The sequence below is a fragment of the Longimicrobium sp. genome, assembly GCF_036387355.1.
In the GTDB taxonomy this organism is placed as follows: domain Bacteria; phylum Gemmatimonadota; class Gemmatimonadetes; order Longimicrobiales; family Longimicrobiaceae; genus Longimicrobium.
Genome location: NZ_DASVTX010000490.1, coordinates 1 through 1,670 on the forward strand (window position 1 = coordinate 1; position 1,670 = coordinate 1,670).

The 1,670-nt window shown below is 72.2% G+C and carries 1 protein-coding gene and 1 pseudogene; both read right to left on the minus strand.

Features of this window, described 5'->3' with window-relative positions; translation table 11 throughout:
* Positions 1–375 precede the first annotated feature (375 nt).
* Positions 376–1,026: a hypothetical protein gene (locus VF665_RS20975; protein WP_331055420.1), complete on the minus strand. Its 651-nt coding sequence runs from the start codon at positions 1,024–1,026 to the stop codon at positions 376–378.
* Positions 1,023–1,670, minus strand: a pseudogene (locus VF665_RS20980) (hypothetical protein); the annotation flags it as partial. The gene VF665_RS20975 and the pseudogene VF665_RS20980, both read right to left, overlap by 4 nt.

Sequence of the window (1,670 nt, forward strand, 5' to 3'; positions counted from 1 at the left end):
AGTCGCTCAGCCGGGCTGGAGCCAGACCCACCTCACCACCCCGCCGAGCCATCCGCCGGGTCGGTTGAAGCCCCGATCGTGGACGCGTCAGCGGCCACGAGCCGGGGCTTCCCGCTCCTGGAGCGGCGGATTCATCCGCTCAGGGAGACATGGGTCCGCAACCGGACTGATCACCCGAGCAGGTGCAGCCTCACAGGAGTACCGTGAGGCTTTCAGCCGTTGTTGCGGCGACTTCAGTCGCTTGGCAGGGCCGTGGGCGCCGCCTCCAGCCTGCCCACTCCACTACCTCCGACTGTTCGCTAAACAAGCAAGGGCGGGCGCCTCGCGGCACCCGCCCTTCTGCATCGTTTCGACTTGCGACGTCCGTCCAGCGCGTCAGAGCAGCGTGGCGGCGAGCCAGCAGGCCAGCGCACCGCCGAGCGTCACGCGGACGTTGTCGTCCAGCGGCAGCGGCAGGAACTCCAGGGTGGATGCGGCCACCGCCCCGATCACCGCGGCGGCCGGGGGAATGCCCGGCACCGCGAAGCCCACGGCCAGGCTGGTCGCCATTCCCGCGGCGTACCCCTCCCAGCTCTTGCCCCACGCCGTGCGGTGCCGCCCAAAGCGCTTGCCCACCAGCGCCGCCATGGCATCGCCCAGCGCGTTGTACAGCATCCCCGCCACGGCGATGGGCTGCGGAAAGACGGCCAGCGCCGCGGCGTACGCCACCGCCATGTAGGTGGCCCCCGCAAACCCGCGCCGCTCGTGGTGCCGCAGCATGGTGCGCGTGGCCCGCAGGAACAGGTACCTGGGCCCGCGAAAGCGAAGGCGGACGGAATCCACCACGACCGCCGTCACCGCCAGAGGCAGCAGCACCGCGAGCCCCAGCGTCCGCGGCGCCGCCCACGCGAACAGCGGCAGCGCCATGGAACTCATGTGAAACGACTTGCGCAACAGCTCGCGCCGCATCCCGCCGCGGCGCGGCGCGGGCGCCGCGACCACGTGCGCGCCGTCCGCCGCCACGGGAATGCCGGCCGCGCCGCTCACCGCGCCGCCCCGGCCGCCGCCGAGCGCGACAGCCGCTTGTACGCCTGCATGAAGCCCACCGCCGCCTCCGTGCCCTGATAGGCTACGCCGTTGGAGTACGGCGTCCGCGGCGCCACCACCGCCACAGGGTGCGGCAGCGCGCGCACCTCCGCCGCGATGGCGGCCAGGCGATCCGTTTCACCCCGCACCACGGGACGCTCCACGAACTGCACCGACGACGTGCGGAACGCCCTTTCCTCTTCATCCCGCCAGGCGCGCTGCTCGGGGTCAGACGGGTCCAGCAGCAGCACCACCGTACGCACCTGCCCCGCCAGCATGTAGCCCGACAGCTCCGACTGGTTCGGGTGCGGGATCAGCCACACGCCGGGCTCCAGCTCCCGCAGGGCGCCGCGCTGCATGTCGCGCTTTTCGGCCACCGGCTCGCGCATGCGGTCGGCAAAGGTGCTGGCGTGCTGCAGGTCGCCCGACGTGGCCACCTGCATCCCCCCCGCCTCCACCAGCCGCCGCACCACGTTGGTGCGGTCGCGGCCCAACCCGCAGTGCACGTAGTACTTGCCCTTTCCCGTCTCCATCAGCCCGCGGATCTTGGCCAGCGCCGCCGCGTTGTCGCTCACCCAGGGGAGCATGGGGGCGTGGATGAACTG